This window comes from Kitasatospora sp. NPDC038210 (genome assembly GCF_055600605.1).
This window is the reverse complement of record NZ_JBVJYK010000002.1, coordinates 639,820-653,394: the sequence shown is the minus strand read 5'-3', so window position 1 is coordinate 653,394 and position 13,575 is coordinate 639,820. Positions and strand designations below refer to the sequence as shown.

At 71.6% G+C, this 13,575-nt stretch carries 10 protein-coding genes; 3 read left to right on the top strand and 7 right to left on the bottom strand.

What is annotated here, in order from left to right:
* Positions 1-17: 17 nt before the first annotated feature.
* The 4 genes from ACZ7KX_RS06355 to ACZ7KX_RS06340 form a co-directional block, all read right to left on the bottom strand.
* Positions 18-1,733 carry a glycoside hydrolase family 13 protein gene (locus ACZ7KX_RS06355; protein WP_350524258.1) on the bottom strand — a complete coding sequence of 572 codons (1,716 nt, stop codon included), beginning with the start codon at positions 1,731-1,733 and terminating at the stop codon, positions 18-20.
* A gap of 65 nt (positions 1,734-1,798) precedes the next feature.
* Entirely contained in the window at positions 1,799-2,704 is a 906-nt protein-coding gene (locus ACZ7KX_RS06350) for a sugar ABC transporter permease (protein WP_470325543.1), read from the bottom strand.
* Between the two features lie 40 nt (positions 2,705-2,744).
* Positions 2,745-3,746, bottom strand: coding sequence for a carbohydrate ABC transporter permease (locus ACZ7KX_RS06345; protein WP_350524256.1), 1,002 nt, complete (start codon positions 3,744-3,746; stop codon positions 2,745-2,747).
* 160 nt (positions 3,747-3,906) lie between these two features.
* On the bottom strand, positions 3,907-5,184 hold the full coding sequence (locus tag ACZ7KX_RS06340) for an extracellular solute-binding protein (RefSeq protein ID WP_470325542.1): 1,278 nt from the start codon (positions 5,182-5,184) through the stop codon (positions 3,907-3,909).
* Positions 5,185-5,492: 308 nt separating this feature from the next.
* On the opposite strand from ACZ7KX_RS06340, the gene ACZ7KX_RS06335 reads away from it, so the two are divergent.
* Complete coding sequence (locus tag ACZ7KX_RS06335; protein ID WP_470325541.1) at positions 5,493-5,996, top strand: GNAT family N-acetyltransferase; 504 nt, start codon at positions 5,493-5,495, stop codon at positions 5,994-5,996.
* 70 nt (positions 5,997-6,066) lie between these two features.
* Here the strand turns inward: ACZ7KX_RS06335 and ACZ7KX_RS06330 are convergent, their stop codons facing one another.
* Positions 6,067-7,131 carry an aldose epimerase family protein gene (locus ACZ7KX_RS06330; RefSeq protein ID WP_396553446.1) on the bottom strand — a complete coding sequence of 355 codons (1,065 nt, stop codon included), beginning with the start codon at positions 7,129-7,131 and terminating at the stop codon, positions 6,067-6,069.
* Between the two features lie 214 nt (positions 7,132-7,345).
* Complete coding sequence (locus tag ACZ7KX_RS06325; RefSeq protein ID WP_470325540.1) at positions 7,346-10,354, bottom strand: ATP-binding protein; 3,009 nt, start codon at positions 10,352-10,354, stop codon at positions 7,346-7,348.
* Positions 10,355-10,663: 309 nt separating this feature from the next.
* On the opposite strand from ACZ7KX_RS06325, the gene ACZ7KX_RS06320 reads away from it, so the two are divergent.
* Complete coding sequence (locus tag ACZ7KX_RS06320) at positions 10,664-11,611, top strand: terpene synthase family protein (RefSeq protein ID WP_350524251.1); 948 nt, start codon at positions 10,664-10,666, stop codon at positions 11,609-11,611.
* Here ACZ7KX_RS06320 and ACZ7KX_RS06315 read toward each other — a convergent pair.
* A complete protein-coding gene (locus tag ACZ7KX_RS06315) occupies positions 11,566-11,832 on the bottom strand; it encodes a hypothetical protein (protein WP_470325539.1) in 267 nt (88 codons plus the stop codon). The two genes, ACZ7KX_RS06320 and ACZ7KX_RS06315, sit on opposite strands and share 46 nt — an antisense overlap.
* A gap of 200 nt (positions 11,833-12,032) precedes the next feature.
* On the opposite strand from ACZ7KX_RS06315, the gene exaC reads away from it, so the two are divergent.
* A complete protein-coding gene (gene exaC / locus ACZ7KX_RS06310; RefSeq protein WP_350524250.1) occupies positions 12,033-13,556 on the top strand; it encodes an acetaldehyde dehydrogenase ExaC in 1,524 nt (507 codons plus the stop codon).
* Positions 13,557-13,575 lie beyond the last annotated feature (19 nt).

The window sequence follows — 13,575 nt, the reverse complement described above, 5'->3', positions numbered from 1 at the left end:
AGCCTATTGCAACCACGTCAGACCGCCCACCAGCCGGTGCTGTCCGGAGCGAGCACCGTCTCGCCGCCGTCCACCACGAGGTCGGCCGAGGCGAGCAGCAGGGTGCCCGGGGCCGCGATCCGCACCGGCTCGCCGGTGGTGTTCACGGTGCACACGAAGGACCCGCGGCGGAAGGCGAGGGTGCCCTCCGGGCCGTCCAGCCACTCGACCTCCGTGCCGGCGCCGAGGTCGGCCGTCGCCCGGCGGAGGGCCAGCGCGCTGCGGTAGAGCTCCAGGGTGGAGGACGGGTCGCCGGTCTGCGCCTCGACGCTCAACTCCGCCCAGGCGGCGGGCTGCGGCAGCCAGGACGGCCCGCCGGCCACCGGGCCGAAGCCGTACGGGGCCTCGGTGCCGGACCACGGGATCGGGACGCGGCAGCCGTCGCGGTAGCCGTCCTGTCCGGCCTGGCGGAAGAACGACGGGTCCTGGCGCACCTCGTCGGGCAGGTCGGTGACGTCGGGCAGGCCGAGCTCCTCGCCCTGGTAGACGTACGCGGAGCCGGGCAGCGCGAGCATCAGCAGGGTGGCGGCGCGGGCGCGGCGCAGGCCGAGCTCGCGGTCGCCGGCGGTGCGGATCTGGGTGCCGAGGCCGGGCTCGTTGCCGAAGCGGGTGGCGTGCCGGGTGACGTCGTGGTTGGACAGCACCCAGGTGGTGGGGGCGTCGACCGGACGCATCGAGTCGAGCGAGAGGTCGATCACCTCGCGCAGCGCGGCGGCCTCCCAATCGGTGCCCAGGTACTGGAAGTTGAAGGCCTGGTGCAGCTCGTCGGGGCGGACGTAGTTGGCGGTGCGCTGGACGGTCGGGGTCCAGGCCTCGGCGACGCCGATCCGCTGGCCCGGGTACTCGTCGAGGATCTTGCGCCAGCTGCGGTAGATCTCGTGCACGCCGTCCTGGTCGAAGAACGGCATGACGTCGTTGCCGAGCAGCTTGAGCTGGTCGGAGCCGCCGAGGTCGGGCAGGCCGGGGGCCTTGACCAGGCCGTGGGCGACGTCGATGCGGAAGCCGTCCACGCCCATGTCGAGCCAGAACCGCAGGATCGAGCGGAACTCGTCGGCGACGGCGCGGTTCTCCCAGTTGAAGTCGGGCTGCTCGGGGGCGAACAGGTGCAGGTACCAGTCGCCGGGGGTGCCGTCCGGGTTCTCGGTGCGGGTCCAGGCCGGGCCGCCGAAGATGGACTCCCAGTCGTTGGGCGGCAGTTCGCCCTTCTCGCCCTTGCCGGGACGGAAGTGGTAGCGGTCGCGGAGCGGGGAGTCGGGGCCCTCGCGCAGGGCGCGCTGGAACCACTCGTGCTGGTCCGAGGAGTGGTTGGGGACCAGGTCGACGATGATCCGCAGCCCCAGTCCGTGGGCGTCGCGGATCAGGGCGTCGGCGTCCAGCAGGGTGCCGAACATCGGGTCCACCGCGCGGTAGTCGGCGACGTCGTAGCCGGCGTCCGCCTGCGGCGAGGCGTAGAACGGCGACAGCCAGACGGCGTCCACGCCGAGGTCGCGCAGGTACGGCAGGCGGCTGCGGATGCCGGGCAGGTCGCCCATGCCGTCGCCGTTGGAGTCGGCGAAGCTGCGCGGGTACACCTGGTAGATGACCGCGTCCCGCCACCAGTCTCTGTGCACGCCGCCCGCCGCAGGAGCCGGGGTGGCCGCCTCGTGAGCGGTGTCGGCGACAGGCCGGGAGGTGTCGGCCAGGTTCTGGGTCATGGACGGTATCCCTTGGGGATCGGAGGAGCGGGGGGCCTTGCGCGCGAGGTGTGTCGCGGCAGGCGTCACGACTTGGAGGCACCGGCGGTCAGGCCGGTGACCAGGTGGCGCTGCACCAGGTAGAAGAAGGCCGCGGACGGGATCGCGATCAGCACGGCGGTGGCAGCCATCAGGTTCCACTGGGCGTCGTGCTCGCTGACGAAGGTCTGCAGGCCGACGGCCAGCGTGTACTTGTCCGAGCTGAGCATGAACGTCGAGGCGAACGGCACCTCGGCCCAGTAGGTGAGGAAGGAGTAGAAGGCGGCGACGGCCAGGCCCGGGCGGGCGAGCGGCAGCACCAGCCGCCAGAAGGTGCCGAACGGGGTGAGCCCGTCGACCCGGCCGGCCTCGTCGATCTCCACCGGGATGGTGTCGAAGTAGCCCTTCAGCAGCCAGGCGCAGTACGGCACGGTGGTGGTCGAGTAGACCAGGATCAGACCGGTGTAGCTGTCCAGCAGGCCGAGTTCGGAGAGCATCGTGTACATCGGCACGATGAGCACCGCGATCGGGAACATCTGGGTCACCAGCAGCGACCACATCAGCGGCTTGTGCCCGGGGAACTTCATCCGGGAGACGGCGTAGCCGGTGGTGGCGGCGAGCATGACGCCGAACACGGTGGTGATGCCGGAGACCAGCAGGGCGTTGCCGAACCAGGTGAAGAAGTCGGTGTCGGACAGCACGTGCTGGTAGTTCGACAGCGTGAGCTTGTCGAGGATCTGGCCGGGGTGGAGGTAGTCGGTCTTGTCCGGGCCGAGCGAGACGAAGAGGATCCACGCGACCGGGAACAGCGCGATCAGGCTGGCCACGATCAGGGTGCCGTGGGACAGCGCCCGGACCAGCGGGCTGCTCTCGCCGCGGCGGCGGACCTTGGCCGGCCGGGCGGCCGGGGCGGCGGTCGCCGCGGGGGCCGGGCGTTCGGTGGTGGTGCTCATCGGGGTTACCTGCCTTCGTGGGTCAACTGGGTCCGGGGCCTCAGCCGTTGGCCTGCTCGTTGCGGGCGAGCCAGCGCCGGTAGAAGGCGGTGAAGACGATCAGGATGGACAGCAGGATCACGCCGTACGCGGCGGATTGCGCGTAGTCCCGGGGGATCTGGCCGAAGCCGAGGCGGTAGGCCCAGGTGACCAGCAGCTGGGCGTCGGGCGCACCCGTGCCGAACAGCAGGAAGATGACGTTGAACTGGTTGAACGTCCAGATCACGCCGAGCAGGACGACGGTGGAGGAGACGCTGCGCAGCCCGGGCATGGTGACGTGGCGGAAGCGCTGCCAGGGGGTGGCGCCGTCCATCTCGGCGGCCTCGTAGAGCTCGGCCGGGATCGACTGCAGGCCGCCGAGCAGCGAGATCATCATGAACGGCACGCCGGCCCAGGTGTTGACCAGGATCGCGGCCGCCTTCTGGGCCCACGGGTCGGTGAGCCAGCCGGGCTCGGGCAGGTGCAGGGAGGAGAGGATCCCGTTGACGACGCCGCCGTCGGAGAGCATCAGGCGCCAGGAGAAGACCGTGACGAAGGTGGGCACGGCCCAGGGCAGGATGAGCATCATCCGGTAGAAGGCGCGCCCGCGCAGCTTCTTGTTGAGCAGCAGGGCGAGGCCCAGGCCGAGGGTGTAGTGCAGGAAGACGCAGATCGCCGTCCAGGCGATGGTCCAGACGAAGTGCGACCAGAAGCGGTCGTACGAGCCGGGGCCCCACAGGATGTCGGCGTAGTTGTGGAAGCCGACGAAGTTGTAGCTGGCCGGGATCTCGTTGACGCCGATCGTCCGGGCGACGTTGAGGCTGTTGGCGTCGGTGAGGGTGAGCCAGATGCCCTCGACGAGCGGGTAGAGCACCAGCACGCCGAGCACCAGGACGACCGGGGCGATCATCGCGTAGGCGTACCAGTGCTTGGCGTAGGAGCGCTTGACGCGTTCCAGCAGGCCCGGACGCTGCTCGCGCTCCCGGCTGCCCTTGCCGGTGGCGCCCTGCACGGCGACTGACATCGTTTGCACCTTCTCGGGGGGATTCTCGGGGGAGGCCGACGGCCCGGCCCGTCGGGGAGGCGAGGGATGACGGCGGACAACTGACAGACGATGAAATCTGTTCTCTGTTATCCGTTCGCCGTCATCCGTCAGCCGTCATCCGACGGACCGGGCACGGGGACTACTTGGCGAAGCCCGGCAGGAGCTTGGCGTAGTCGGTGGCGACGGTGTTCAGCGCGTCCTGGGTGCCGGTGCCCTGGACGGCCTTGCCCAGGTTGGTGCCCAGCGAGGCGAACAGCGAGCTGTACTCGGGCAGTTCGGGGCGCGGCTTGGCGCTGCTGAGGATGCCCTGGAAGCCGGCGATGCCCGGGTCGGCCTTGACGTCGGCGGTGAAGGCGTCGGAGCGGGTCGGCAGGGTGGAGTTCTTCTGCGCGATGAACGCCTGGCTCTCGGCCGAGGTCATGAAGGCGGCGAACTTCTCGGCGGCGGCCTTGTGGGCCTTGTCGGCACCGGCGTAGACGGAGATGTTGTGACCGCCGGTCGGGGCGCCGGCCTTGCCCGCGGAGCCGCCGGGGACGGCCGCGATGCCGAGGTTGGTCTTGTCGGCGAAGGCCGAGCCCTTGTAGATGTTGGTGATCTCCCAGGGGCCCTGGATGATCGCCGCGACCTTGCCGCTGTTGAAGGCGTCCATCATGTGCGCGTAGGCGTCGGTGGTGACGTCGGCCTTGGCGGTGCCGGGCGAGGTGAACATCGACTTGTAGGTCTCGACGGCCTTGACGGCCTCCGGCGAGGTGACGGTGATCTTCTTGCCGGCGGCGTCGACGGTGTCGGTGCCCTCGCCGAACAGGAACGGCATCGCGTAGTAGCCGTCGGCGGCCTTCAGCCAGAAGCCGTCCACGCCCGCCTTGTCCTTGACGGCGGCGGCGTCGGCCTTCAGCTCGTCCCAGGTCTTCGGCGCCTCGGTGATGCCGGCCTTGGCGAACAGCTCCTTGTTGTAGAGCAGGCCCAGGGTGTCGGTGACCAGCGGGACGCCGTACAGCTTGCCCTCGTACTTGGCCTGCTGGATCAGGCTGGGCTGGAAGGCGGAGGTGTCGGCGGCGGCCGGGGTGCCGTCCAGCGGCTCCAGGTAGCCGGCCTTGGCGAAGGCGGCGGTCCAGCCGACCTCGGAGCGGAACACGTCCGGAGCGCCCTTGGCCCCCATGGCGGTCTGGAGCTTGTTCTGCGCCTGGTCGAACGGGACGTTGACGAAGTCGACCTTGATGTTCGGGTTGGCGGCCTCGAACTTCTTGACGAGCTCCTGGTAGTTCGGCGCCTCGTTGGTGGCGTTCGAAGTGTCCCAGTACGTGAGGGTGACCGGCCCGTCGGCCTTGCCGTCCGAGCTGGAGCCGCTGCTGCCACAGGCAGCCATCGAGACCGCGAGGGCCACAACGAGGGCAGAGGCCGCGATGCCACGCCGCATGAGAACTCCTTGGGAGGGTGGGGGTGCCCGAGATCTTCGGAGACAGGCGCATAATGGCTGCCTCGTGCCGACCGCATCCTTGCTGCCGTCGGGCTGGAAGGAAGTTAACAGCGGTGAAAGATCGACGGAAAGTCCTTGCAGCAAGTTTCTGCAAGAAACGGGGATCGTTACATCCGCGTGTCCTGGACGTTGCCACTCGGTAGTTGACGCCCACGCCGATTGCCCCGGTTCGTCCGATTCGGACCGCTGCCGGGTGGCCGACGGAACCACCGTGCGTGGCTGAAAGCCGCCTGGCGCAGACTGGACGCATGCGCATCAGGACCGTCACCGAGGACGAACTTCCGCTGCTCGCCGAGCTGGAACGGGCCGCCGGCGCCCCCTTCGCCGCGATCGGCATGCCGGAGGTCGCCGAGGACGAGCCCCCAGCCCCGGAGGAGCTGGCGCACTACCTGCAACGGGGCGTCGCCCTGGTCGCCGAGGCCCCCGACGGCACGATCGCCGCCTACCTGCTGGCCGAGCCCGTGGACGGCGCGATGCACATCGAGCAGGTCTCCGTCCACCCCGACCACGCCCGCCACGGCATCGGCCGGTCGCTGATCGAGCACCTCGCCGGGACCACCGACGCCCCGGCGCTCACCCTCACCACCTTCGCCGAGGTGCCCTGGAACGCCCCCTACTACGCGCGCTGCGGCTTCCGCCCGCTGAGCGACGCCGAGGTCACCCCGGGCCTGCGAGAGATCCGGCGCCAGGAGGCCGAGCACGGCCTGGACCGCTGGCCCCGGGTCTGCATGCGCCGGGACCTGCAGCCGTGATCCCGCCCGCGGCCCCGCCGTTGGCCGGGGCCACAGCTGCGGGCAGGGCCCCGGCCCTGCCCGTGACGGGCTAGTTCGTCCCCAGCCGCAACACGGTCGTGGAGCGGAACTCCTCCCCCGGCCGCAGCACCGTGCTCGGGAACGCCGGGTGGTGCGGGGAGTCCGGGAAGTGCTGGGTCTCCAGCGCGACCCCGGCGAACGGCCCGTACGGGACGCCGCTCGCGCCGGTGACCGCGCCCTGGAACTTGTTCGCCGTGTAGACCTGGACGCCCGGCTCGGTGGTCAGCACCTCCAGGGTGCGGCCGCTGACCGGGTCCTCCAGCAGCGCCGCCCGCGCCGGACTGCCGTCCGCGGGCCGCTCCCGCAGCACCCAGTTGTGGTCGTAGCCGCCGGGCCCGACCAGCTGCGGGTGCCGGTCGTGCACCGACTTGCCGATCGGCGTGGCCACCGTGAAGTCGAACGGCGTGCCGGCCACCGGCTCCGTCCGCCCGGTCGGGACCTGCCGCTCGTCGGCCGGGGTGTACTCGTCGGCGTCCAGGGTCAGCAGATGGCCGAGGACGTCGCCGTTGCCTTCACCCGCGAGGTTGAAGTACGCGTGGTTGGTCAGGTTGACGACGGTCGGCTTGGTGGTGACCGCGCGGTAGGCGATCACCAGCTCGCCGGAGGCGTCGAGCGTGTAGTCGACGGTGACGTCCAGGGCGCCGGGGAAGCCCTGGTCGCCGTCCGGGCTGTGCAGCCGCAGCCGCACCCCGCCCTCCACCGCCTCGGCCTCCCACATCCGGTGTGCGAAGCCGTCCGGCCCGCCGTGGATGGTCATGCCGCCGCCGGTGGGGGCGAGCGGGTACTCCTCGTCGTCGACGGTGACCGACGAGCGGTCGATCCGGTTGGCGTACCGGCCCACCACCGTGCCGTAGTGCCGGGCCGGGCCCAGGAGCTGGGCCAACTCGTCGCTGGAGAGCAGCAGTTGCGCGGAGCGGCCGGAACGGTCCGGTGCGCTCAGGGTGTGCAGGGTGGCACCGAGGTTCAGCACGCTCGCCTCGTACGGACCGGCCGTGAGCGTCCAGCGCTCGATCGCGGCGCCCGCACCCGAGGGTTCGAGGTGTTCGTGTCGAACACTGGTGGCCTCGCTCGCCATGGCCTGCTCCTCACTGTCGGCCGGAGCACTCCGCGCCCGGCCGCTTCCTGGTCCGTCGAGGGTGCCTCGGCAGCCCCGTCTCCGTCAGCCTATCGACGGCGGCGGCCACCCGGGCGCAGCGGCACCGGCGCGCTCCGCCCCTACGCTGCACCCGCCCTGACCGACCGCCACCTGCCACGGCCGCCATCGCCGCCGCCGCGCGGACCGCCGCCCCCTACTCCTCGTCCTCCACCCGGCTCGCCTCCCGCTGCTGCTGCAGCCCGAGCGCCGAGGCCAGCCCGTCCGGCCCGCTCCCCGCCTTGCGGTAGACGGCCGCCAGCCGCCTGTTCACCAGGCTGATGTGCAGGCCGAGCTCCTCGGCGATCCGCTGCGGCGGCAGGCCCTGCACCGCCTGCCGGGCGACCTCCAGTTCCGGGCCGCTGAGCGTGTCCAGGGTGTCCCGGAAGTCGCGCAGCCCGAGCCGGTTGGGCCGCAGGCCGTAGTTGGCCAGCTCCCGCCGCGCCTGTTCGACCAGCCCCTCCGCCGAGCAGTGCTGGGCCAGTTCGATGCCCTGGTACAGGTACTCCTGGGCGTCCTCCAGCCGCCCGACCCGGCGCAGCGCGGCGCCGAGGTCGACCAGTGCGACGGCGTGCTCGTAGCCGGCCGGGGACTGTCCGAGGTGCATCACGGCCTGCTCCAGCAGCTCGACCGCCTGCTGGCCGTCCTCGACGTACGCCTGCAGCCGCAGCGCGCTGCCGATCGCCGAGGCGGTGCCGAAGGTGCGGGCGTGCCGGACGGCCGTCTGGGCGTACTCGCGGGCGCGCTCGGGCTCGTCCTCCGCGATCGCGACGGCGAGGTGGCCGGCCCAGGGCGCCCAGACGGTGTTGCGCCAGCCGCGGATCTCCAGCTGGGTGCCGGCCTCGGTGAGCGCGGCGGCCGCGCCCGCGTGCCGGCCCTTGGCGATCAGCAGCTTCCCGTACAGCGAGGCCGCGTCCGGCAGCACCATGGCGGTCGCGTGGTACGGCGGGTGGAAGCCGAAGTCGTTGGCCAGCTCCCAGGCCTCGTCGACCCGGCCGCGGGCGATCAGGGTGTCCACCAGCACGCCGACCGCGTCCCAGGCCAGCGGCAGCTTCTGCCCGATCCGCTCGGAGATGCGGTACGCCCGGCGCAGGAAGTCCTCGGCCTCGGCGAGCAGGCCGCGGCGGAACCGGGCCAGACCCATCAGGAAGTACGCGAAGCCCCGGTGGGCTCCGCTCCAGCCGGCCACCTCGAACTGGATGATGGCGTCGGCGGCCAGTCGCTCGGCCTGGGCGACGCGGTCGTTGTAGATGTACGTGAGGCCGAGCATCGAGGGCAGTTCGAAGCCCCAGGTGGTGTCGGTCCAGCCGAGGCCCTTGGGCAGACGGCCGCCGTCGAGCACCCTGTCGGCGAGGGCGAGCGCGTCGGCGGAGGGGGCGCCGCGCAGGGTGAGGTCCCAGGCCCGCATGGCGAGCACGGCCCGGTCGGCGGCTTCCTGGCCGGTCAGGCTGCCGCACATCGCACCGAGCCGGGCGGAGCGGCCGGGGCCGTCCTCCTCGGACTTGCGGAAGGCGTGCCACATGAACGAGGCGGCCTGCAGCCGCTGTCGTCCGGCCGGGTCGTCGGTGATCTGCGCCTCTTCCTGGCAGACCAGGGCGGCCTGGCGCAGCTCGCCGCTGTGCGCGAGCACCTCGGAGAGCCGGAAGGTGGCGTCCACCCGCAGTTCGGGGCGCAGCGGCACCTCGTCCGGGTCGAGGGCGAGCTTGAGCTGGTTGACGGTGGCGACGGGGTCGGTCAGCAGGGCGGAGCAGCCGAGTTCGTAGAGCACCTCGGCCTTGATCTCGTCGGCGGGCGGCTCGTTGAGCGCGCGGTGCAGGCAGCGCTGGGCGGCCTCGGGGGCGCCGATCAGCTGGTGTTCGACGGCGGCGCGGCGCAGCTTCTTGACGATCCGGTCGTCGCCCTCGCCGGAGTGGGTCTCGACCAGGTGGCGGGAGGCGGCGAGCAGGCCGAGCCCGGCGTTCTCGATCTCGACGGCGGCGATGCCGTGCATGCCGAGGCGGGTGGCGTCCGGCATGGTGTTGTAGATCGAGCTGGCGATCAGCGGGTGGACGAATTCGAGGTTCCCGTTGGGGGCCTGGGTGAGCACGCGCTGCTTGCGCAGTTGCTTGATGGAGTCGCGGGCGCCCTCGGTGCTCTGGGTGGAGATCCGGGTGGCGAGGTCGACCCTGATGTCGGTGCCGAGCATGGCGCAGGCCCAGGCGAAGCGCAGGGTGCTGGCGCCGAGCCGGTCCAGCCAGCTCTTGAGGGTCATCCCGGTGGCGTCGACGGCGAGTTCGCGCAGCTGCCGGGAGTTCTCCTCGACCGGTTCGAGCTCCTGGTCGCGGACCTGGTCGAGGAGGGCGACGACCTCGAAGGGGTTGCCGTTGACGACGTTCCAGAACTCGTAGCAGAAGGCGTCCTCGGCCTTGGGGCCGAGTTCGGCGCGGATCATGTCGGTGACGGAGCTGAGGTTGAGCCGGTTGAGCTCGTGCTTGCGGCCCTTGAGGCCGATGATGTCCCGGCGGAACTCCTGGGTCGCGACGGGCCAGTCGTTCTCGTCCTCGCGGAAGGCGAAGACCAGCAGGACGGGCAGTTCGCTGGAGCGGACGGCGAACTTGGCGAGCCAGGAGAGGGATTCCGCGTCGGCCCAGTGCAGGTCGTCGACGATCATCACCATCGGCGCGCGGCGCGGTGCGAGCTGGGTGAGGACGTAGTCGAGGCCGTCGCGCACGCCCTGCGGGTCGAGGCGGCGGGCGCCGGCCTTGGGCTGCTTGAGGCCCATGGCCGGTCCGACGACCTCCTCCCAGGTACCCATGACCTGGCGGAACACGTCCGGCGCCAGGTCGGTGAGCACCGGCTGGAGCAGCTGGCGCAGCACGTGGTACGGCTCCTTGAACTGGCGTTCGCCGCCTCGGGCGAACAGCACGGTGGCTCCGTCGCGCAGCTTGGCGATCCGTCGGACCTCCTGCAGCAGGCTGGTCTTGCCGATGCCGGGACGGCCGGAGAACGCGAGCAGGTCGCCGATCTCGGTGCCGCCGGCGGCGAATTCGCGGCAGAGCCGGTCGACGGCGTTCTCCACCGAGCGCAGTTCGGCGTCCCGGTCGCGCAGTCGGACGCGGGGCGCGGTACCGTCACCGTCGCGCCCGGAACCGGCCCCCGCCCGAAGTTCGTTCTCCTGCTCGGTCACCGTCGCGCCTCCGCCTCGCCCGATCGCGTCACAGCTCCATCACTGCGTGGAGCCGAGGTTAGCGCTGCGTGGGCCTCACTGTGCGCCATTCGTGCAGGCTGGGACGGACGGTGAGGGTTCGGAGAGCTTGCCAAGGGCAATTGCCCTATATCCCTAACGTCCGATCATTGCATCAGATACCCTACGGCCCTCAGGCAAAGATGATCTTGCGAACACCACCCTCACCATCTCAGCCTCGCCGTGTCAACTCCCCCCACAGACAGTGCTCGAACCACAAGCGCCCCCACCCTCCGCTGCACCGGGAGTCCGATGTCTGACGACACCTCACTTCAGATTCCGTTCCCGCACCGCCGCAGTCCGCACGGCCCTCTCGCCACCGCACTGCACCGCGACTGGCTGATCCGCCACCCCCTGCTGCCCGACGCCGACCACCCCGGCTACGCGCACTGGGAGGTGGTCGACCTCGCCGCGCTGGGCTACCCCGACGCCGGACCGACCGAACTCGCCCTGGCTGCCGACCTGATGGGCTTCTACTTCCTCTTCGACGACCAGTTCGACGGCCCGCTCGGTCGCCGCCCCTCGGAAGTCGCTCCGATCTGCGAACGCCTGATCGCCGTCCTGCACGGCGCCCGCCCCGACCAGGGCTCCCCGGTCGAAACCGCGTTCGCCGACCTGTGGAGCCGCAGCGTGCAGGGCATGCCCGCGCGCTGGCAGGCGCGCGCCGCGTACAACTGGGAGTACTACCTGGCCAGTCACCCCGCAGAGGCGGCCGGCCGGATCTCCGCCCGGCCGCCGGACCGGGACGGCTACCTGGAGCTCAGACGGGGCACCGCGGCGATGGAGACCATCTTCGACATGGTCGAACGCATCGGCCTGTTCGAGGTCCCGGCCGCCGTCCTGCACCACCCGGTGCTCCGTCAACTCCGCCAGCTGGCAGCCGACATACCGTCGTTGAGCAACGACGTCCGGTCCTACCCGCTGGAGGCGCCGCGCGGGGACGTCAACAACCTGGTCATGATCGTCCAGCGCGAACGCCGCTGCTCGGCCGAGGAGGCGTGCGCGGCGGTCATCGCGGAGGCCCAGCTGATGGTCGAACGCTGCGCCGAGCTGCACGGACGACTTCCCGACGTCTACCGCGAGTTGGGCCTGTCCCGGATAGAGCGGGCGATCGCCCAGCGGTACGCGGACGGGCTGCTCACCTGGCTGGCGGGCTACCTCAGCTGGGAGGCCCGCACCGGCCGGTACCACGCGGTCTGACACCCGCCCGCCGGGCACCCGGCCGTGCGCCTGCCGGGCACGGCCACCGCACCCGCCCCGCCCGGGGCGCCGAGGTGGACGACCGCACCGACGGCGACGACCACGACGGCGACGGCGACGGCGACGGCGACGACCGCACCGACCACGACGACGGCGATCACACCGACCACGGCGACCGCACCGACCCCGACCGCGCCTGCGGGAACGGCCGGAACGCCCACCCTCCGTACGGACGGGTCGCACGGACCGTAGCCGCACCGCGCGCCCGGCGGTTATCGTGCTCGACGGCGGGCGCCCCCGGCGCCCGGCCCGTGTGCGTGTCCATGCCCTCCCGCCGGGCCGCCCCGACCGGGCGGCCCGGCGCGCCGCCTCCGGCCGTTCGGTCCGGGCGGCGCCCGACGTCGCGAGGAGACACCAGAGCATGACGGTCTACCAGCCCCCCGGCGCGCCCGGCAGCATCGTCGCCTACCGGTCCCGGTACGAGCACTGGATCGGCGGCGGATGGACGCCCCCGGTGCGCGGCGAGTACTTCGGCGATCCGACCCCGGTCACCGGCGAGGTCTTCACCGAGGTCGCCCGCGGCACCGCCGAGGACGTCGAGGCCGCCCTGGACGCGGCCCACGCCGCCGCCCCCGCCTGGGGGCGCACCCCGGCCGCCGAGCGGGCCCAGGTGCTGCTGCGGGTCGCCGACCGGATGGAAGCCAACCTGGAGAAGCTGGCCGTCGCGGAGAGCTGGGAGAACGGCAAGCCGGTGCGCGAGACGCTGGCCGCCGACCTCCCGCTCGCCATCGACCACCTGCGCTACTTCGCCGGTGCGCTGCGCGCCCAGGAGGGCAGCCTCTCCCAGCTGGACGAGGACACCGTGGCGTACCACTTCCACGAGCCGCTGGGCGTGGTCGGGCAGATCATCCCGTGGAACTTCCCGATCCTGATGGCGATCTGGAAGCTCGCGCCGGCGCTCGCGGCCGGCAACGCGGTGGTGCTCAAGCCCGCCGAGCAGACCCCGGCCTCGGTGCTGCTGCTCGCCGAGCTCACCGCCGACCTGCTGCCGCCCGGTGTGCTCAACATCGTCACCGGCTTCGGCGAGGAGGCCGGCGCCCCGCTCTCCGCCAGCCCGCGGATCCGCAAGCTCGCCTTCACCGGCGAGACCTCCACCGGCCGGCTGATCTCCCGCGCGGCGGCCGAGAACCTGATCCCGGTCACCCTGGAACTCGGCGGCAAGAGCCCCAACGTGTTCTTCGCGGACGTCGCCGACGCCTCGGACGCCTTCTACGACAAGGCCATCGAGGGCTTCGCGATGTTCGCCCTCAACCAGGGCGAGGTCTGCACCTGCCCCAGCCGGGCGCTGATCGACTCCTCGATCTACGAGCGGCTGCTCGCCGACGGCCTGCAGCGGGTGCGCGCGATGCGCCAGGGCGACCCGCTGGACACCGAGACCCAGGTCGGCGCCCAGGCGAGCGCCGAACAGCTGAAGAAGATCCTCTCCTACTTCGAGATCGGCCAGGCCGAGGGCGCCAAGGTCCTCACCGGCGGAGAGCGCGCCGACCTCGGCGGCGCCCTGGCCGGCGGGTACTACGTGACGCCCACCGTGTTCGAGGGCGACAACTCGATGCGGGTCTTCCAGGAGGAGATCTTCGGCCCGGTCGTCTCGGTGACCCGGTTCGACGGCTTCGACCAGGCGGTCGCGCTCGCCAACGACACCCAGTACGGGCTCGGCGCCGGCGTGTGGACCCGCAGCCTCAACACCGCCCACCGGGCCGGACGCGCCATCCAGGCGGGCCGGGTCTGGACCAACTGCTACCACGCCTACCCGGCCCACGCGGCCTTCGGCGGCTACAAGAACTCCGGCATCGGACGGGAGAACCACAAGGCGCTGCTGGAGCACTACCAGCAGACCAAGAACCTGCTGGTCAGCTACTCCACCGACGCGGTCGGCTTCTTCTAGGCCGACAGGCTCCGGACCC

Excerpts from the sequence above, each read along its gene's own strand:
- ACZ7KX_RS06330 (WP_396553446.1), bottom strand. The coding sequence starts at position 7,131 with ATGGCGAGCGAGGCCACCAGTGTTCGACACGAACACCTCGAACCCTCG.
- ACZ7KX_RS06340 (WP_470325542.1), bottom strand. The coding sequence starts at position 5,184 with ATGCGGCGTGGCATCGCGGCCTCTGCCCTCGTTGTGGCCCTCGCGGTC.
- ACZ7KX_RS06320 (WP_350524251.1), top strand. The coding sequence starts at position 10,664 with ATGTCTGACGACACCTCACTTCAGATTCCGTTCCCGCACCGCCGCAGT.
- ACZ7KX_RS06355 (WP_350524258.1), bottom strand. The coding sequence starts at position 1,733 with ATGACCCAGAACCTGGCCGACACCTCCCGGCCTGTCGCCGACACCGCT.
- ACZ7KX_RS06350 (WP_470325543.1), bottom strand. The coding sequence starts at position 2,704 with ATGAGCACCACCACCGAACGCCCGGCCCCCGCGGCGACCGCCGCCCCG.
- ACZ7KX_RS06335 (WP_470325541.1), top strand. The coding sequence starts at position 5,493 with ATGCGCATCAGGACCGTCACCGAGGACGAACTTCCGCTGCTCGCCGAG.
- ACZ7KX_RS06345 (WP_350524256.1), bottom strand. The coding sequence starts at position 3,746 with ATGTCAGTCGCCGTGCAGGGCGCCACCGGCAAGGGCAGCCGGGAGCGC.
- exaC (WP_350524250.1), top strand. The coding sequence starts at position 12,033 with ATGACGGTCTACCAGCCCCCCGGCGCGCCCGGCAGCATCGTCGCCTAC.